Genomic DNA, 18,792 nt, shown 5'->3' with positions numbered 1-18,792 from the left:
GAGCGCTCAGGCGGCCACGGCAGCCTGCGGCGCCGCATTCAGCGCGGTGAGCGCGCGCGCGTCGAGTTCGCCCGCCGTCTCGCCGTGTTCACGCACGGCCGCGGCCAGCGCGTGGGCAGTCGGGCGGTCGAACACCACGCCCGGCGCGATCTCCACCTGCAGGCGCCGGCGCAGCCGCGCCACCAGCTTGATCACCAGCAGCGAATGGCCGCCGAGCGCGAAGAAGTCGGCGTGCGGGTCGACCCGCTCCTGCTCCAGCAGTTCGGCCATCAGCGCGCAGACCAGGGTCTCCACGGCATCCGCGGATGCCGTGGCAGCTTGCGGCGCCGCTGCGGCAATGTCGTCCGGCGATGCGGCCAGCGTGCGCAGCGCCGTGCGGTCGGTCTTGCCGTTCGGCAGCCGCGGCAGCGCAGGCAGCGCGATCAAGCGCGACGGGACCATGGCGTCGGGCAGCATGGCGGCAAGCGCGCGCCGCAGCGCATCCGTGTCGGCGGAGCCGGCCGATGCCGGCACGATGAACGCGCACAGCACGGCTGCGGCGCCGGGGCCGGGCGCGGCACAGACCGCAGCCTGCGCCACCGCCGGTTGGGCCAGCAACGCGGCCTCGACTTCCGCCGGCTCGACGCGGATGCCGCGGATCTTGACCTGCTGGTCGGCGCGGCCCAGCAGTTGCAGGCCGGCGGGGGTGGCGCGCGCCAGGTCGCCGGTGCGGTAGAGGCGCTGCCCTGCCGCGAACGGGTCGTCGACAAACGCGGCGGCGTCCGGGTCCGGCCGGCCGAGGTAGCCATGCGCCAGTTGCGGACCGCCGACGTAGAGCTGCCCGGCCACGCCGGCCGGGACCGGGCGCAGGGCATCGTCCAGCAGCCGTACGCGCGTCGCGCCCAGGGCCCGGCTGAGCGGCGCCGTGCCGGCGGGCCACGCCGGATCCTCCGCGCCGACCGCATGGACCATGACGCCGATGGTGGTTTCGGTCGGGCCGTAGTGGTTAAAGATCCGGCAGTCCGGCGCGTGGCGGCGCAGCCCCTGCACCAGGCTGGCGGGCAAGGGCTCGCCGCCCAGGATCACGGTGGCGGGCACGGCCGGTGCATCCGTTTCCAGCAGCGCCGCCAGATGCGACGGCACGATCTTGATGGCGTCGACCTCGCGTCCACGCAGGTAACGAGCGAAGGCGGCGGGATGCGCCATGTCGTCATCGCTGGCCACCGCCAGGCACGCGCCCTGCCACAGTGCTGCGAACAGCGTGGTGTTGCCAAGGTCGGCCGCGACCGACGACGTCAGGCCGAGCCGCCGGCACGACGCCAGCGACAGCGCCTCGCACACCGCCGCGGTGTAATGGCTGATCTGCCGGTGGCCGACCACCACGCCCTTGGGCTCGCCGGTGGAGCCGGAGGTGAAGAGCACGTAGGCGGCTTCTTCCTGTGCGCTGGCAAATTCGCCATCAACCTGTGCGGCCTTGGCCAGCAGCGCATCGGCACGGATCACCGTGGCGTTATCGTGGGCAGCCTGCTGCGCGATGGTCAGCACCGGCGCCGACTGCGCCAGCACGCTGCGGCGGCGCGCCTGCGGCCACGCCGGGTCGAGCGGCACATAGGCCCCGCCCGCGGCCCATACCGCCAGCAGGCTCGCCACCAGCGCGCCGCTGCGCGGCAGCGCCAGCGCCACGCGCGTGCCAGGGCCGACGCCAAGCGCGCGCAGCCGTTGCGCGGCGCCTTGCACGGTGCGCTGCAGGCCGGCGTAGTCGAGCACCAGGTCCGCGGCATCGAGCGCGGGTGCATCCGGTGTCTGCCGGGCATGCTGCGCGATGCGTGCGAGCAGGGTCTGCCCCGCACCCACGGGCGTTTCGCCCGTCCAGCACTGCGGCACGCGCAAGGTATCGTCGGCAGGCCATGACAGCGATTCCAGCGGCGTGTCGAGCGCCGCAGGCAAAGTGGCGATCAGTGCCGCCAGATGCGCCAGCACCCACTGCGCGACGCGCGGATGCAGGACGCCTGCGCGCGCATGCAGCGCGAGCGCCGCCATGCCCTGCCCGTCATCGAGTGCCTCGCACACCAGGTCGAAGCCGGCCCATGCCGGGCTGGCCATCGCCACGCCGGCGGGCGGCAGCGGTGCTACCGCAAACCCGATACGGGGCGCGGCATCCCCGGGCTGCCAGGCTTCCTGCCACGCCGCGTGGCTGTCGAGCGCGGGCAGCCAGGCGCGCCAGTGCTCGGCCACGCTGCGCTGCGCGTCCCAAGCCACGCTGACCGGCAGCGCCTTGACGAATACGCCGGCGGCATCGGCCATCACGTCGTAGTCGCGGCGGCAATCATGCAGCCAGGCACCGCTGAACACCGGCTGCGCGCACAGGCGCGCCAGCACGGTCCACCAGGCCGCCTGCACCACGCGCTCGGGCGTGGTGCCGAACTGTCGTGCCGATGCGGCCAGCGCCTGCCGGTGCGCGCCATGCAGCGTGTGGCGCCAGGTGTCGCTACCTTGCGCGGCGGCGCTTCCTGCCAGCGCATCGGGGATGCGCAGCGGGGCCGGCAGGCCGGCGGCCTGCGCCTGCCAGTACGCGCGGCCGGCGCTGCCAGTGCCGTCTTCGCCCAGGCGCGCGCCTTGCTGCCAGTCGGCGTATTGCGCGTATTGCAGCGGCAATTCCTCATCGCCATCGATCCGTGCCGGCGCATCCAATGCATCGCGCATGTTTTCGGCAAGCTTCAGCACGGTGCCGCGGTCAGCCGCCAGCGGACTAACCAGCAGCCACAGGGTGGCGCCGCCCGCGGGCAGAGGGCTGATGCAGGCGCGCAGTACGTCGCCGGTGGCCGGGTCGAGCGCAGGCAGCGACGGCGCATCGCCGGGCGCGGCGATGGCCGTGGCGGCACCGTTGGTGCCCGCCTGCGGCACGCAGGCCACCAGCTCGTTGCCATTGTCAATATATGCGGTACGCAGCGATTCGTGCCGCACACGCAGCGCCCCCAGCGCGGCATCCACTGCGGCAGGGTCGGACTGCCCGTGCAGAGCGATCCGCGCCACATGCGCGCGCGGCCCCGGCGTGTCGCGCCATTGCTGCCATGCGGCCTGTTGTTCGGGTGTCGGGGTCCAGGCGGACTGCAGCTCAGGCATCGGCGTTCTCCTGCGGCACCGCGGCGGCATTGCCGTCGGGCTGGGTGCGGTCAAACATATCGCCCATCGCGACGACGATCTTGCGCGGGCCTTCATAGGGGTCGCGGGCGTGCGCGGCCAGCATGTTGTCGAGCATCACCACGTCGCCGCGCTGCCAGTCGAAGCGCACGGCGCAGGCCTCGTACAGTTCGCCTATCAGCTTCATCGCCTCGTCGGGAATCGGCGTGCCGTCGCCGAACATCACATGGCGCGGCATGCGTTCCAGCCCCACCATCTCGAGCAGGTCTTCACGCACGTCTTCCTCCAGGCACGACACGTGGTGCAGCTGCACCTGGTTGAAGAAGCTGCGCTCGCCGGTGACCGGGTGGCTGACGATGGCCGGGCACACCGTGCGGGTCTGCAGGATGTCGCCGTCCAGCCAGCGGCAGTCGATGCCGGCGGCGCGGCAGCGCGCTTCCACTTCAGCGCGGTCCTCGGTCTTGTAGAAGTCGCGCCAGTCCACGTCCAGCCGTGGCGTGAAGGTGCGCACATACATGAGCTGCCGGCTGGCGAACTCGGCGGCCAGCGCGGGCGGCAGGCGGCGCAGCAGTTCGCGGCAGTCGACGATGGGGGTGGCGCCGCCGATGGCGGAAGGCAGCTCGCAATAGAACCACTGCTTGCGCGGCCAGCGCTCCAGGTGCGCACTTTCGTTGTGGTACAGGATCATCTGGCGTTCGGGGTACGGCGTGGAGCGGTAGGTGTTGCGGCCGCCCTCCTTCTTGGGCAGGTCGCCGTAGCTGCCGTACAGGCCGGGATGCATCGCTTCGGCAAAGGCCTCGAAGGCCTGCGGCGTGGGGAGGTCGAAGCCGCGGAAGACGATGCCCGCGTGTTTATGCAGGGTGTCGGCGATCAGCCCGCGCGCCCGGGCGGCCCAGGCGACGGGATCCAGGCCGGGCGCCGCCGGCTCGATCACGATGGGAAAGACCTCACCGGCCCGCAGCGGGCGCAGCCGCACCTGGCTGGCCGGGTCGGCGGCGGACGGAACCGGAGTGGCGGGAGCGAGGGTGGCCGGGCGCGGCCGCGCCAGCGATTTGAGCTGGTCGAGCTTGGCCGCCATGCGCTGGCTGGTTTCCATGTTTCGGGACTCCTCGGGTTTCGGTTGGGTCGGGCGCGCGGCGCCCGGGACAAGTTCGGTGACGTGGTCGACGGGCTGGTCCGGCGCGCGCAGCAGCGCGTCCAGCGTGGCCAGCCACTCGCTGGCAAAGCGCGCCACCGTGGTCCGCTCGAACAACGCTGTGGCGAACACCCAGTCGCCGCGCAGCGCTGCGGCTCCCTGCCCGCCCTCGGGCTCGAGGAACAGCGCCATGTCGAACTTGGAATTGCGCTCCACTGGCGGCAGCATGTCGGCCTGCACGCCGGGCATGGCGAGCTGCCCGGCCGGCGTGTTCTGCAGCACGAACAGCGCCTGCACCAGCGGGTTGCGGCTGCGGTCGCGCGGTACGCCGGCGGCTTCGACGATGCGGTCGAACGGCAGGCCGTCATGCTCGAACGCGGCCAGCACGCCGCGCCGGCAGGCGGCCAGCGTGTCGCGGAAGCTGGCGCCGGCGACGCGCCGGGAGCGCAGCGGCAGCACGTTGACGAAGAAGCCGATCAGGGGCTCCAGCGCCGCCTCGTGGCGGCCGGCAACATCGGTGCCGAGCACCAGGTCGTCCATGCCGGTGACACGGTGCAGCCAGCACTGGAAGCTGGCCAACAGCACGACGAAGGGCGTGACCTGCTCGGCGCGGGCCAGCGCATGCACTTGTGCCATGCGCGCGGCACCGATATGCAGCGGCACGGCATCGCCTTCCATGCGCGCCACCGGCGGGCGGGCGCGGTCGGCCGGCAAGGCCAGCGCCGCCGGCGCGCCGGCGAGCGCGCCGCGCCAGTAGGCGGTCAGCCGGTCGAGCGCGGCGCCGCGCAGCCAGTCGCGTTGCCAGGCGGCGTAGTCGGCGTATTGCAGGGCCAGCGGCGGCAGCGGTGTGACCTGGTCCGGCGCCAGTGCGCGGCGGTAGCCATGGGTGATCTCGTCGACCAGCAGCCCGACCGACCAGCCGTCGGACACCAGGTGGTGCATCGCGACCAGCAGCACGTGTTCCTGCGGGGCGCAGCGCAGCAGCGTGGCGCGCCACAGCGGCGCCTGGTCGAGCGCGAAGGGCCGTGACGCGTGTTCACGCATGGCTTCGCGCAGCGCCGCGTCGCGGGTCTCGGGCGCGAGTGCCTGGAGGTCGGCCACCGGCAGGTCGATGCCTGCGGCAGCACCGATGCTGGCGAACGGTTCGCCGTCGTCGTCGGGATAGGCGGTGCGCAGGACCTCGTGGCGAGCGGCCACGGCGGCCAGGGCCTGGCGCAGCGCAGCGACATCCAGCGGCCCGCGCAGGCGCAGCGCGCCGGCCATGTTGTAGGCGGCACCGGCATTGCCCTGCAGGCGCTCGACCAGCCACAGCCGTTGCTGCGCCAGTGATACCGGCATGCGTGCAACGCGAGGCACGGGCACCAGCGCCGGGATCGCCGCCGCGGGCGCCGCCGTGGCCAGGCGCGCGGCAAAGTCGCGCAGCACCGGGGCTTCGAACACATCGCGCAGCGCGGCCTGTGCGTGGCCGGCGGCACGCAAGCGCGCGACCACGCGGGTGGCGATCAGCGAATGGCCGCCGAGGCGGAAGAAATGGCTGTCGCGGCCAACGCGCACACCGGGCAGCAGGGCCTCCCAGATTTCCGCCACGGCTTGCTCGACCGGGTTGGCCGGGGGATCGCCCTCCTCGCCGGCGGCTGCCACCTGCGGCGCGGGCAGCGCCTTGCGGTCGATCTTGCCGTTGGCGTTGAGCGGCCAGGCCGGCATGCGCACCCACGCGGCCGGCACCATGTAGGCCGGCAGCCGCGCCGCGACGCTGGCGGCTAGCTCGGCTTCCAGCACGGCCTGGCCGGCTCCTGGCTGCCAGTAGGCCGTCAGCCATTCGCTGCCGGCGGCCTGGTACACCGTCACCAGCGCCTGGCGCACGGCGGGATGCGCGGCCAGCACGGCCTCGATCTCGCCCAGCTCGATGCGGTAGCCGCGCAGCTTGACCTGGAAGTCCTTGCGGCCCACGTATTCCAGCACGCCGCCGGCCTGCCAGCGGCCGAGGTCGCCGGTCAGGTAGCGGCGGCTGCCCGGGGCGCCGGTCGGATCGGGCACGAAGGCGGCCGCGGTGCGGCGCGGGTCGGCCAGGTAGCCCCGGCCCACGCCAGCGCCGGCCACCGCGACCTCGCCGATCACGCCGGGTGCGGCCAGGTTGCCGTCGGCATCGAGCACCTGCAGCACGGCATTGGCGGTGGGACGGCCGATCGGCACGGTGTCGCTGCCCTGCCCCAGGCTATCGGCAGACAAGGGGTGGAAGGCCACGTCGTCCGAGCATTCCGCGGGCCCGTAGGCATTCATCAGCGGCACCGCCGGATAGCGCCCGAACCACGCGCGCGCGGTCGCGGGCGGCAGCGCCTCGCCGGTGGGCAGCACCCAGCGCAGCGCCGGCAGCGGCGCGTCGCGGCCCTCCGCGGCCTGGCAGTCCAGCACAGCTTGCAGCAGCGACGGCACCGGTTCGAACAGCGTGACGCCGCGCTGCGCGAGCAGCGCCGTCAGCGCGGACGGATCGCGCACCACGTCGTCGGCGACGACCTCCACGCGGGCGCCGAACAGCGGCGCGGCGAGCGCCTGCCATACCGAGATGTCGAAGCACGGCGGCGCGGTCTGGGCGATCACGTCGCCCTCGCCCAGCCCGAGCGGCACCACCTTGGCCAGCATGTTGTTGAGCATGCCGGCGCGCGTGACCATCGCGCCCTTGGGTACGCCGGTCGAGCCGGAGGTGAACAGCACGTAGGCGAGCTGGGCGGGGTGCGAGGATGTGGGCAGTGCCGTCGTTCCCGCGGCGGAGGCCTCTACGGCTGCCAGCGTCCGGGCGCCTGCGATCCCTGCCTCGGCGAGCGCGGCGGCGCCTGCAGCATCGGTCAGCACCTGCGCGGGGCGCGCCTGTGCCAGCACCTGCTGCCAGCGTGCCGGGGGATGGCTGACGTCAAGCGGCACCCAGGCCGCGCCTGCGCGCAGCATTCCGGCCAGCGCGACCAGCCAGTCGAGCCCGCGCGGCAGCAGCACTGCGACGACGTCATCCTGCGCCACGCCCGCGGAACGCAGGCCCCCGGCGAGCCGGCCGGCACGTTGCCACCAGTCGCCATAGGTCAGTGCGGCATCGCCGCAGCGCGCCAGCACGCGCTCAGGATGCGCGGCGACGCGACACGCCACGCGCTGTACGTAGTCGTCGTGCAGGGCTGCCTGCGAGACGCTGGTGTCATCGCTGGCGCCCCAAGCCTGCAGCCGCGTGCGCGTGGCGGCGTCAAGCAGATCGACGGCACCGACATGCGCCGCGCCCTCGGCCAGCGATGCCAGCGCGGCCGCGTACGCGTCCATCCATTGCGCGAGGCGTCCCGCCTCAACTCGGCCGGCATCGCAGGTGAAGCGGACGGTGAAGCGACGATCGGGCATCACTTCCAGCGTCAGGCCGTAGTGGGTCTGCTCGATGTTGTCGTGCTGGCGCAGGCGCAGGCACGCCACCTCGCGCGCCCGGTCGTTCAGGTCGGGCAGGTTCTGGAACACCATCAGCGTGTCGAACAGCGCGCCACCGGTACCGGCCTGCGCCTGGATCTCGGCCAGCGCGGCATGTTCGAACTCGCGCATGGCGACGCCGGCTTGCTGGGTAGCCTGCAGATAGTCCGTCACCGCCAGCGGGCCGCGCGGACGCAGACGCAGCGGCAGTGTGTTGATAAACACGCCCAGCATGCGCTCGGCGCCGTCGAGGCCCGGGGGCCGGCCGGCCGAGGTCACGCCGAAGACGATATCGTCGCTGCCGCAATGGCGCGCCAGTACGATACCCCACGCCGCCTGCATCACAGTGTTGAGGGTGACGCGATGCGCGGCGGCCAGCGCGCGCAGGCTGGAATCGAGTCCGGCCGGCAGCACCAGGTCGCGGCACAGCGGCACCGCGCTGTGGTTCGCGGCCGCCGGCGCGATGCCCGGCAGCACGGTGGGACCGGGCAGGCCGGCGAAGGCCTCGCGCCAGAAGGCCTGCCGCGCCGTCGCGGGTTGCGCGGCGAGCCAGGCGATATAGTCGCGATACGGCCGGCGCGGCGCCGGCGCGTGGGCCGGATCGGCGTAGCGGGCCAGCGCCTCGTCGAGCAGTTGCACCGAGCCCCAGCCGTCGACGATCAGGTGGTGCCGGCTCCAGACCAGCCACCATCCCTGCTCGCCGGTGCGCAGCAGTGCCAGCCGCATCAGCGGCAGCGCAGCCGGGTCGAAACCACGCGCGCGGTCGGCGCGGCACCAGGCTGCCAGACGCTCGGCCAGCGCCGGGCCGTCTTCGCCGCGCCAGTCCTCGACGGCCACGGGCAGCGTGGCGCGGGCATGCACGCATTGCAGCGCGCGGTCGCCGCAACCGGCTTCGCCCGGCGCGATAAAGGTGGTGCGCAGGATCGGGTGGGCGTCGAGCAGCGCCTGCCACGCGGCGGCCATCCGCGCCGGGTCGAGCGGCCCGTCGATTTCCAGCACCAGTTGGTTGACATAGGCGCCGTTGCCGCCGTCGCGCAGGTGGTGGAACAGCAGCCCTTCCTGCAGCGGCGACAGCGGATAGGCATCCTCGATGCCGCCCTGCGCGGCGCGCAGGCGCTCCAGTGCTGCCGCGTCGCGACCGCTCAGCGCAAATGGCTGTGCCACGGCCGGCGTCGCAGCGGGAGCGGCGGCAGGTTGTGCGCGCGCGGCGAGATGCGCCGACAGGCGCGCCAGCGTCGGGTGCGCGAACAGGTCCCTGGGCGCCAGCATCAGCTGCTGCGCGCGGGCCTTGGCCACGATCTGCAGCGCCAGGATGGAATCGCCGCCGAGCGCAAAGAAGTCGGCGTCGCGGTCGATCTCGTCGCGCTGCAGGATCTCGCGCCAGAGGGTGCGCAGCGTCTGCTCGATGGCAGCGGTTGCGTCGGCCGGTGCGGCGCCCGCGCGCAGTGCGGCGGCCAATGCCGAGGGCGTGGGATGGGCGAACAGCAGCTTGGGGGTCAACGCCAGACCGGCCTGGCGCGCTTGCGCGACCAGCTGCAGCCCGAGGATGGAGTCGCCGCCGAGGGCGAAGAAGTTGTCGTCGGCGCTGACGGCATCGCGCCCGAGCACGCTCGCCCACAGGCGCGCCAGCGTAGCCTCGGTGTCATCCTGCGGTGTAGCGCGGACGGGCGCGGCGACCTCATCGGGCACCGGCGGCAAGGCCTTGCGATCGACCTTGCCGTTGCGCAGCCGCGCGAAGGCGTCGCACTGCACGAAGGCCGCCGGCAGCATCGGCGCCGGCAGTGCGGCAGCCATGGCGGTGCGCAACGCGGCCAGGCCGAAGCCGTCGGCGGGCACGAGATAGGCGACCAGCCGCAGCCCTTCGCCTGCGGGCGAGGGCTGCGCCAGTACCACCGCATCACGCACGTGCAGCGCCTGGCGCAGCCAGGCTTCGACTTCGCCGGGTTCGACGCGGAAGCCGCGGATCTTGACCTGGGCATCGGCACGGCCGAGGAAGACGATGGCGCCGTCATCAGTCATGCGCACGCGGTCGCCGGTGCGGTACAGGCGGCCGCCGGGCTGGAAGGGATCCGGCACGAAGCGTTCGGCGCTCAGCGCCGGGCGGCGCAGGTAGCCGCTCGCGACGCCGGCCCCGCCGACGTAGAGCTCGCCTGCCGCGCCGCGCGGCACGGGATTCAGGTGCCGATCCAGCACGTAGGCGCTGACGCCGGGCAGCGGGCGGCCGACCGGAATCGCACCCTGCGCTCCGCCCGATGGCACCGCGTGCGTCAGGCAGCCAACCGTGGTTTCGGTGGGCCCGTAGTGGTTGACCACGCGGCAGGCCGGATGCAGCGCCTGCACGCGCGCCACCAGCGCCGCATCCAGCGCCTCGCCGCCGAACACCAGGCATTGCCGCGGCACCAGCCGCGCCGGATCGGCGACGGCCAGCAGTGCGCGCAGGTGCGAGGGCACGATCTTCAGGCAATCGACCGGCCGCGCCGCCAGCGCGCTGGCGAGGGCCTCGGGGTCTTCGCCCAGCCCATCGTCCAGCACGCGCAGCGTGTGGCCGCCCAGCAGCGCGCCGAACCAGGCGGTGTGGCCCAGGTCCGCTGTCACGGAGGACAGCGACGCCATCGACGATCCCGCCGGCAGGGCCAGCGCGTGCAGCACGCCAGCGGCGTAGTGCGCAAGGTTGCCTTGCGTCACCACCACTGCCTTGGGCGTGCCGGTCGAGCCGGAGGTGTAGATCAGGTAGGCCGGCTGGGCGGGCACGGCAGCGGGCCATGTCGCCGGGAGGGTTGCGGCATCGACTTGCAGGGATGCGGCATGCCAGCCGGCATCGGGCAACACGTCCGCCAGCCACTGCGGCTGGCCCCCCTCGCCCACTACCGCTTTCAGGTCCGCATCTGCCGCCAGTTGTGCCAGCCGCGCGGCGGGCATGGCTGCGTCGAGGCACAGGAACGCGGCGCCCGCTTTCCACGAGGCGAGCATGGCCACGGCCATGCCGGCGCCTCGCGGCAGCAGCAGGCCGACCACGTCGCCGGGGCGCACGCCACCTTGCTGCAATCGCGAGGCAAGCGCGTCAGCGCCGGCGTCGAGCGCACCGTAGGACAACTGCGCATCGGCAGCGTCTACCGCGAGGCGCTCCGGATGCGCGCGCACGCCGGCCTCGAAGGCCGCCAGCGCGGTGGCGTGGACCTGCGTTGCGGCACCACTGGCCTGCGCATGCGAAAGCACCGCCGCATCGAACAAGGACAGATCACCGACACGCACTTCGGCGTTGTCGAGCACCACGTCCACCGCAACCCGCAGCGCCGCGATCAGCCGCAGCACGGCCTCCGGGGCAAAGCGGTCAGCGTCGTAGCGCCACTGGCCGCGCAGGCGTTCGCCTTCGTCCTGCCAGCGCAGGTTCATGTCGTTGGCCGCGCCGCGCTGCGTGGCCAGGTATTCGCGCACCAGGTAGCGGCCCAGCACCTTGCGCGGACCCACTGGCACGAAGGTCGTCATATGCCGGAACAAGGGCCCCAGGCTGCGATCCGCGCCGCCCATGCGCGCCAGCGGATATTGCTGGTGGCGCAAAGCGCCGCGCATCTGGCGGGCGCAGTCGCGCACCACCGTGGCAAAGACCGGGTTGGCGGAGAAATCCGCGCGCAGCGGCACGGCGTTGAGCGTATAGCCGATCAGGTCGGCATGCTGCGCGCCGGAGCGTCCGGCCGTGGGCGTGCCGACGAAGAAGTCGTCCTCGCCGCTGGCCCGGTGCAGCACGGTCTTGAACAGCGCCAGCATCACCACGAAGACGCTGACCTCGAGCCGCGCGGCCAGGTCGCGCAGGCCCTGCGTCTGTTGCGCCGTCAGGTGGAATTCAATCTCGGCGCCGCGCAGGCGGGGCTCGACAGCGCGCTCGCCGGCCAGGGCCGGCGCCGCGGGCGCGTCCTCGAGTACGCTGTCCCAGTAGGCGCGCAGCGATGCACCACGCGGCCCCGCCAGCAACTGGCGCTGGCGCACCAGCCAGTCGCGGTAGCGGCCCACCTGCGACGCCATCGGCGGACTGGCCGGGTCCTTGGCACGCAGCGCTTCGTAGGTCGCAAGGATCTGGTCGCAAACCGTCTCGAAGCCGAGATAGTCGCCGGCGATATGGTGCATGCCGGCACACATCCACATGCGCTCGGTGCCGTCGGCCTGGCGCGAGACCAGGAAGCGGAAGCGGCAGACCTGGCCCGCGTCGGGGTCGAACGGCTCGTCCGCTTCGCGCTCGAACCAGGCCATCAGATCGGCCTCGGCAAGGCCGTCGACGCGCGTCAGCGAAACCTCGGCTGCAAAGCCGGCCGGCCGCGCCATCACGATCTCGCCGTCCTCGTCCAGGTAGGCGCTGTGCAGCGCCTCGTGGCAATCCACCACATGGCGCGCGGCCTGCTCCAGCAGGTCGAAGCGCAGCCCCGGCGCCAGCTCGATCGTGAACACCATGTTGTACGCGGCGCTGTGCGGATGGCGGCGATGGAAGGCCAGCAGCGCCAGTTGCCCGGGGCCGGCGGGATAGCGGTCGAAATAGCCGGGATGCGCGGCCAGCCAGGCATCGGCCTCGGCGGCGCGCGTGGCGAGCAGCGCGGCCGCGGCGTCCAGCGCCTCAGCGCTGGCGGCGCAGTCATCGGCCACGCGCCAGCGCCCGTCCAGCAGGCGCAGGCGCACGCCATCGGCGCGCAGAGTTCGCATCAGGGCGCCGGTTTCTGCCGGCAGGGAAGCTACGGAAGACGACATGGCGAAAACGTTGGAGATGACAAGGCCCCGGCCCGCAGGGCGGCCAGTGGGCATCGGGACGGCGGCGGGATCAGCCCAGGCCGGGCGGCGCGGGCTCGGCCATGGCGACGATCACGCGGCGCGGGCCGCGGAAGGTGCCGCGCCCGTGGGCGGCCAGCATGTTGTCGAGCATCAGCACATCGCCCTGCTGCCAGGGGAAGCGCACGGTGCAGTCGTCGAGCGTGGCGCGGATGGTGGCAAGGGCGTCGTCCTCCAGCGGCGCGCCGTCACCGTAGACGACATTGCGCGGCAGTTCGTCGACGCTGCCGACCACGGCGAGCAGGGCCTCGCGCACGTGGGGCGCGAGCCCCGAGACATGGAACAGGTGGGCCTGGTTGAACCACACCATCTCGCCGGTCACCGGATGCCGCGCGACGGCCTGGCATAGCTGGCGCGTGCGCAGCTCGCCGTCGGCCTTCCATGCGAAATCGATCCGCTGGGCGCGGCAGAAGCGCTCCACCTGCGCGCGGTCATCGGTGTTGAAGGCGCGTTGCCAGCTCAGGTCGAGGCCGTTGCCGTAGTTGCGCACGTACATCAGGCGGCGCGCGGCAAAGCGCTCGCGGATGACCGGGTCCAGGCGCTGGTAGACCAGCCGGCTGTCGGCGATGGGCGTCTCGCCTCCCGTCTCGCTCGGCTGCACGCAATGGAACCAGATCTTCATCGGCCATTGCAGCGTGTACGACTGCTCGTTATGCAGCGGGATGACCTGGTGCGCCGGGTATTCGGTGGAGGTATAGACGCCCTCCTTCACCTGCGAGCGCGGCGTCGAGCCGAACTCATAGCTCAGCAGCGGATGGCCGAAGGCGCTGGCGAAGGCGCGGAAATCCGAGTCATCGTCAAAACGGAAGCCTCGGAACAGCACGCCGCCAACGCGCGGCAACTGTTCCGCGGCGATCGCGGCCATGGCGCCGAACTGGCGGCGCCAGTCGGTGTCGCCGTCGGGCGTGACCACCAGTGGCAGCGCGCTGTGCGCAAACATCGGCGCGGTGCGCGGCGCGCCCGCCTTTGCTGTCGATGCGGTGGCAGCCGTGCCGGGGCCGCTGCGATGGTCCGCATGGAGGTCGGCGATGGTAGCGGTCGTGTCCAAATCCATATCCCTGTTGCCTCGCTGGGTTCGTTCGCGCTTGCCGCACGGCGCCGGAAGGCGTTGCAGCGGGGCCATAGGCGGGAGGGGCGCGGCCACGCGAACAATGTCTGCACATTGGATGGAAGGCGAGTCTACCGGAAATATTTACGAATGGAAATACAAATCATTATCATTTACGATACAGCCTTCGACGTTTTTGTTGTCTTCAACGTTTTCCTTGCCGGCGCGGCGCCGACTGCGACGGCAACTCAAACCACCTGAAGGAGCACAGCCATGAGCTGGGATCATCCCGACACGCGTTTCCACGTCGTCCGCAACGATGAAGGCCAGTATTCGATCTGGCCCGACTACAAGCCCGTACCGGCAGGATGGGCCAGCGTGGGCTTCCAGGGCAGCCGCGACGAGTGCCTGGCGCATATCGAGACGGTCTGGACCGATATGCGTCCGCTGAGCCTGCAGCGCGCGCTGGCCGGCGCATGAGCCCCGCGCAGCCGATGCGCGATCCCTGGTACGCCTTGATGCCGGGCCGCAGCGGCCCGGCTGCCGGCGATCGCGTGCGCCTCTATTGCCTGCCCTACGCCGGCGCCGGCCATACCGCGTACCACGGCTGGCGCGCCGCGCTGCCCGCCGCGATCGAGCTGGCGCCGGTATGCCTGCCCGGACGCGGCACGCGCACGGCCGAAACGCATGGCGCATCGATCCATGCGCTGGCCAGCGCGCTGGCCGCGTCGATCGCGCGCGCGGCCCGAGCCGAAGCGCCGCGCTTTGCGCTGTTCGGCCACAGCATGGGTGCGCTGCTGGGGTTCGAGACCGCGCGCGCGCTTGAAGCCGTGCATGGCCTCTCCCCCGCCGCGCTGGTGGTGTCCGGGCGCGGCGCGCCCGCGCTGCCGTCGGCTCGGCCGCCGTTCAGCAGCCTGCCGGACGGCGCCTTTGCCGACGTCATCGCCGCCATGGGCGGCATGCCGGCCGAGATCCGCGAAACGCCGGAAGCGCTCGCCTTCTTCCTGCCCGTGCTGCGCGCGGATATCGCGTTGTGCGAGGCCTGGCGCTACCGTCCGGGCCCGCGGCTGGGCTGTCCGGTCACAGTGCTCGGCGGCAGGGACGACGTCCACGCCCCGCCCGCGATGCTGGCCGCGTGGCGCGACGAGACCCTGCACGACTGCAGCCACCGGCTGTTCGCGGGCGGGCATTTCTTCCTGCACGAGGCGGCGCAGGACGTGCTGGACACCATCACGGATGCCGTGCTCGGTTCCACGATGCGCGCCACCAGAGACCACGGCCATGCGCTCGCCTGACATGGCCGCGCCAGCGCACGGCGAGATCCAGGTCTGGCACGTGGCAGTCGACGCTGCGGCAGACCTGTCGGCGCTGTCGGCAAGCGAACGCGCGCGCGCCGCCATGTTCCGGCAACCCGGCGACCGCGCCCGCTTCACCGCGGCCCGCTCGGCATTGCGGACACTGCTGGGCCTATACCTGGGCGTGTCGCCCGACGCCGTGCCGCTGGTCGCCAACGCGTTCGGCAAACCCACGCTTGGCGGCCATTGCACCACAGCCCTGCAGTTCAACGTCAGCCACAGCGACGCACGCGCCGCAATCGCCTTGTCATGCGCGCCGGTCGGGATCGACATCGAAGCCTGGCGTGCGGACATGACGTGGACAGCCTGGCACGACAGCGCGGCCGTGGCCTGCAACCCCGGCGAAATGCGCTGGCTGAGCGCGCTGGCGCAGCGCCAACCGCAGGATGCCATGCTCGCCTTCCTGCGCCTGTGGACTGCCAAGGAAGCGTGCAGCAAGGCCGTCGGCACAGGGCTGTCGGCTGCGCCGCAATCGGTGCGCGTGGCGCTGCCGGCGTGCGCTGCCTGCGTGCCGCCGCTGGCGCGCGCCGGGGCCGACCTGCGCGTCTGGCATATCCACGATGCATGTGGCCAGCCCGATCACGACACCCGCTACGTCGCGAGCCTGGCCACGCCAATGGCCGCCGCGCGCGTCGTGCACCGGCAGTATCCGCCGCGCGAGCTGCCCCCGCGCGCGGGCCAACCCATCTTGCCCAGTCTCGATGCCGGGCCCCGCAGTCAACGTCCCTGTTCAACGCCCCCGTTAGGAACGACACCATGACGCCTCCCTCGCTCGCCACGCATGCCCACGGCCAACCCGCGCCGTTCTCGGCTGGCGCCTTCGTCCGGCAAGCGCCCATCCGGCTCGACGACAACCCCTACCTGCAGCGCCAGTCCGCGCGCGAGTCCAACGCCCGCTCCTATCCGCGCCGCATCCCGCTGGCGCTGGAACAGGGCTATGGCGTGTATTTGCGCGATACCAGCGGCCAGCTCTTCATCGACTGCCTGGCCGGCGCCGGCACGCTGGCGCTCGGCCACAACCACCCGGCAGTAGTGCGCGCGCTGCGCGACACGCTCGACAGCGGCCTGCCGCTGCATACGCTGGACCTGGCCACGCCGGTCAAGGACCGCTTTATCGACGACCTGTTCGGCCTGCTGCCGCCCGAGTTCGCAGCGCGCGCCCGTATCCAGTTCTGCGGCCCGACCGGCGCCGACGGCATCGAGGCAGCGCTCAAGCTGGCCAAGACCGCCACCGGACGCCATACGGTACTGAGCTTTGCCGGCGGCTACCACGGCATGACGCACGGCACGCTGGCGCTGATGGGCAACCTCGGCCCCAAGGCGCCGCTGGGTGCGCTCGGCGGCAGCGTGCAGTTCCTGCCCTACCCGTATGACTACCGCTGCCCGTTCGGCCTGCGCGGCGACGCCGGCATCGACGCGGGCCTGCGCTATATCGAGCAGATGCTGGCCGACCCGGAGTCCGGCGTGCTGCCGCCGGCGGCGGTGGTGGTGGAAGCGGTACAGGGCGAAGGCGGCGTGATCCCCGCGCCCGCGCGCTGGCTGCGCGAACTGCGCCGCATCACGCGCGAGCACGGCATCGCGCTGGTGCTCGACGAAGTGCAGACCGGGCTCGGCCGCACCGGGCGCATGTTCGCGTTCGAGCATGCCGGCATCGTGCCGGACGTGCTGGTCCTGTCCAAGGCGATCGGCGGCAGCTTGCCGATGTCGGTGGTGATCTACGACAGCGCTCTCGACGCGTGGCAACCGGGCGCGCACGCCGGCACCTTCCGCGGCAACCAGCTGGCGATGGCGGCGGGCTCCGCCACCATCCGCACCCTGGTCGCGCAAGGCATCGTCGCCCATGCCGAGACCATGGGCCAGCGCCTCGCCACGCGGCTGCGGCAGTTGCATACCGCGTGCCCCGCGATCGGCGAAGTGCGCGGGCGCGGCCTGATGATCGGGGTGGAACTGATCGACGAACGTGCCGAGGCCGATGCGGTGGGCGCCTACCCGGCCGACGGCACCTTCGCGCGCACGGTGCAACGCGAATGCCTGCAGCGCGGGCTGATCGTCGAACTGGGCGGACGCCACGGCGCCACGGTGCGCTTCCTGCCACCGCTGGTCATCGGCGAGACCGAGATCGACCTGGTGGCCGAGTTGTTTGGCGACGCAGTCAGCGCGGCGCACAAGCAATGCCGCTGAGCGCTTGCGCGCCGTTCCGCGGGGGGCCGGGGCCACCGCGGAACCAGCTTCAGGACGCGTCACCGCGCAGCATCTCGCGCAGCCGGAATTTCTGGATCTTCCCGGCGGGCGTGGCCGGCAAGGCGTCCCGCACCACGAGCTTCTCGGGGATGTACTGCAGCGCCATTTTCTGCGCCTTGAGCCAGTCCACCATCGCCGCCTGGTCGAACGGCTGGCCGGCGCGCGGTACCACGAAGGCGCAGGCGCGCTCGCCCAGGCGCTCGTCGGGATAGGCGACGATGGCCACCTGGGAGACCGCGGGATGGCGGTACAGCAGGGTCTCGACCTCCAGCACGGGGATGTTCTCGCCGCCGCGGATGATCACGTCCTTGCTGCGCCCGGCGATGCGCAGGTAGCCGCTGGCATCCAGCCGTGCGAGGTCGCCGGTGTCGAACCAGCCGTCGGCATCGGTGCCGTTGAGCTGCGGGCGCTTCAGGTAGCCACCGAAGTTGGAACAGGCGCGCACCAGCAGGCGGCCGGTTTCGCCGGGCGGCACGTCGGCGTCGGTGCCGTCCACGATGCGTATTTCGACGCCTGGCAGCGGGCAGCCGTCGGTGGTCGAGGCGCGCTCGTCGCTGTCATCCGGCAGCGTGGTGGTAACCGCACCGTTCTCCGTCATGCCCCAGGCCGATACGATCTTCGCGCCGAGCGCCTCGCGGGCGCGCTCGACCAGCGCGCCGGGAATCGGCGCACCGGCGCACAGGAAGATGCGCAGGCTGGGAACCGGCGTGCCGGACTCCGCCACCACACGCGCCAGATCGGTCAGGAACGGCGTCGAACCCATGGTGAAGGTCACGCCCTCCTCGCGGATCAGCGCGGCCGCGCGCGCCGGGTCCCAGATGTCTTGCAGCACAGCATGCGCCCCCAGCAACACCGGCATCAGCAGTCCATACATGAAGCCGGTCTGGTGCGCCATCGGCGACGCCATCAGCACCACATCGTCGCTGGTCAGGCGCAGCCGTTCGGCGTAGGCGACGATGTTGGAGAACAGCGTGTTGGCGCTATGCATCACGCCCTTGGGCTCGCCGGTGGTGCCGGAGGTGTAGATCAGCTGCGTGACGTCGTCCGGGCCGGGACAGCTGCGCAGCAGGATGTTGGCGGCATCGGGCTCATATTCCCAGGCGGGACCGCTAAGCAGTGCTTCAAAGCTGTCCGCGCCATCACCGCCGGCAACAACGATGTGGCGCAGCGCCGGCAATGCCTCGCGCAAACCCTGCAGCATCTGGGCATGGCCGAAGCCGCGGAACAGCTGCGGCACCACCGCCACCTTGCATTGCGCATGCGCCAGCATGAACGACAGCTCGCGCTCGCGGAAGATCGGCATCAGCGGGTTGAGCACCGCGCCCAGCCGCGAGCAGGCGAGATACAGCACAGTCAGGTGCCAGCCGTTCGGGAGCTGGCATGACACCACATCCTGCGCGCCGATGCCGAGGCGGCTGAGACCCATCGCTACCCGGTCCGCCATCCGGGCCAGTTCGCGCCAGGTGAAGCGTGTCATGCTGCCGCTGTCGAGGCTCAGCGCCGTCAGCGCTGGGGCGTCGGGCCGGTCGCGCACGCAGGCGGCCAGGTAGTCGTTGACGGTGCGGTCATGCCAATGCCTGGCGGCAATGCTGGCGGCACGGCGCGGCGCGATCAGTACGGCGTCGAAATCCATGGGTGTCTCCTCT

Annotated in this window: 8 protein-coding genes; 4 read left to right on the top strand and 4 right to left on the bottom strand. The window is 72.0% G+C overall.

Annotation, left to right across the window (positions count from 1 at the left end; genetic code table 11):
* Positions 1 to 6: 6 nt before the first annotated feature.
* From AC3WRR_RS02455 to AC3WRR_RS02445, 3 genes are all read right to left on the bottom strand, one after another.
* A complete protein-coding gene (locus AC3WRR_RS02455; protein WP_492296140.1) occupies positions 7 to 3,102 on the bottom strand; it encodes a non-ribosomal peptide synthetase in 3,096 nt (1,031 codons plus the stop codon).
* Positions 3,095 to 12,379, bottom strand: coding sequence for an amino acid adenylation domain-containing protein (locus AC3WRR_RS02450; protein ID WP_492296138.1), 9,285 nt, complete (start codon positions 12,377 to 12,379; stop codon positions 3,095 to 3,097). The genes AC3WRR_RS02455 and AC3WRR_RS02450 overlap by 8 nt, the downstream gene beginning before the upstream one ends.
* 115 nt (positions 12,380 to 12,494) lie before the next feature.
* Positions 12,495 to 13,442: a TauD/TfdA family dioxygenase gene (locus AC3WRR_RS02445; RefSeq protein WP_492296259.1), complete on the bottom strand. Its 948-nt coding sequence runs from the start codon at positions 13,440 to 13,442 to the stop codon at positions 12,495 to 12,497.
* A 381-nt stretch (positions 13,443 to 13,823) separates the two neighbouring features.
* Here AC3WRR_RS02445 and AC3WRR_RS02440 point away from each other — a divergent pair, with 381 nt between their 5' ends.
* From AC3WRR_RS02440 to AC3WRR_RS02425, 4 genes are read left to right on the top strand one after another with little or no spacing between them, the layout of a single operon-like run.
* On the top strand, positions 13,824 to 14,030 hold the full coding sequence (locus AC3WRR_RS02440; RefSeq protein ID WP_010810192.1) for an MbtH family protein: 207 nt from the start codon (positions 13,824 to 13,826) through the stop codon (positions 14,028 to 14,030).
* Positions 14,027 to 14,845 carry a thioesterase II family protein gene (locus AC3WRR_RS02435; protein WP_454750920.1) on the top strand — a complete coding sequence of 273 codons (819 nt, stop codon included), beginning with the start codon at positions 14,027 to 14,029 and terminating at the stop codon, positions 14,843 to 14,845. Before AC3WRR_RS02440 ends, AC3WRR_RS02435 begins: the two co-directional genes overlap by 4 nt.
* Positions 14,832 to 15,665: a 4'-phosphopantetheinyl transferase family protein gene (locus tag AC3WRR_RS02430; RefSeq protein WP_492296136.1), complete on the top strand. Its 834-nt coding sequence runs from the start codon at positions 14,832 to 14,834 to the stop codon at positions 15,663 to 15,665. Before AC3WRR_RS02435 ends, AC3WRR_RS02430 begins: the two co-directional genes overlap by 14 nt.
* Positions 15,662 to 17,086 (top strand): diaminobutyrate--2-oxoglutarate transaminase, encoded by a 1,425-nt coding sequence (locus tag AC3WRR_RS02425; protein ID WP_454750922.1) that lies wholly within the window; start codon positions 15,662 to 15,664, stop codon positions 17,084 to 17,086. Before AC3WRR_RS02430 ends, AC3WRR_RS02425 begins: the two co-directional genes overlap by 4 nt.
* A 49-nt stretch (positions 17,087 to 17,135) precedes the next feature.
* Here the strand turns inward: AC3WRR_RS02425 and aliA are convergent, their stop codons facing one another.
* A complete protein-coding gene (gene aliA / locus AC3WRR_RS02420) occupies positions 17,136 to 18,779 on the bottom strand; it encodes a cyclohexanecarboxylate-CoA ligase (RefSeq protein WP_011617413.1) in 1,644 nt (547 codons plus the stop codon).
* Positions 18,780 to 18,792: the final 13 nt, after the last annotated feature.

The sequence above is a fragment of the Cupriavidus sp. FW305-3-2-15-C-LB2 genome (assembly GCF_058787575.1).
The sequence above is the reverse complement of the archived record's forward strand: the minus strand, read 5'-3'. Positions and strand labels throughout refer to the sequence as shown.

Excerpts from the sequence above, each read along its gene's own strand:
- AC3WRR_RS02455 (WP_492296140.1), bottom strand. The coding sequence starts at position 3,102 with ATGCCTGAGCTGCAGTCCGCCTGGACCCCGACACCCGAACAACAGGCC.
- AC3WRR_RS02450 (WP_492296138.1), bottom strand. The coding sequence starts at position 12,379 with ATGCGAACTCTGCGCGCCGATGGCGTGCGCCTGCGCCTGCTGGACGGG.
- AC3WRR_RS02445 (WP_492296259.1), bottom strand. The coding sequence starts at position 13,442 with ATGTTTGCGCACAGCGCGCTGCCACTGGTGGTCACGCCCGACGGCGAC.
- AC3WRR_RS02440 (WP_010810192.1), top strand. The coding sequence starts at position 13,824 with ATGAGCTGGGATCATCCCGACACGCGTTTCCACGTCGTCCGCAACGAT.
- AC3WRR_RS02435 (WP_454750920.1), top strand. The coding sequence starts at position 14,027 with ATGAGCCCCGCGCAGCCGATGCGCGATCCCTGGTACGCCTTGATGCCG.
- AC3WRR_RS02430 (WP_492296136.1), top strand. The coding sequence starts at position 14,832 with ATGCGCTCGCCTGACATGGCCGCGCCAGCGCACGGCGAGATCCAGGTC.
- AC3WRR_RS02425 (WP_454750922.1), top strand. The coding sequence starts at position 15,662 with ATGACGCCTCCCTCGCTCGCCACGCATGCCCACGGCCAACCCGCGCCG.
- aliA (WP_011617413.1), bottom strand. The coding sequence starts at position 18,779 with ATGGATTTCGACGCCGTACTGATCGCGCCGCGCCGTGCCGCCAGCATT.